At 57.1% G+C, this 254-nt stretch carries 1 protein-coding gene; it reads left to right on the forward strand.

Annotation, left to right across the window (positions count from 1 at the left end):
• A partial coding sequence (locus ACPYOJ_RS35970; protein ID WP_481420475.1) for a hypothetical protein occupies window positions 1-254 on the forward strand: 254 nt, incomplete at both ends.

A 254-nucleotide genomic window follows, 5' to 3' on the forward strand; every position in this document is an offset into this window, starting at 1 on the left:
TGGAAGATGCGGGCGCACTGCCGATCGAAGTGGATGTCTCTAACCTGAATATGGGCGACGTGATTGACGTTTACCCGTTCAAAGGTGAAGTGCGCAACCACGAAACCAACGAACTGCTGGCGAGTTTTGAGCTGAAAACCGACGTGCTGATTGACGAAGTGCGTGCCGGTGGCCGTATTCCGCTGATCATCGGTCGTGGCCTGACGACCAAAGCGCGTGAAGCGCTGGGTCTGCCGCACAGCGACGTGTTCCGT

This window comes from Rhizobium sp. SVR5-9E, from assembly GCF_056755095.1.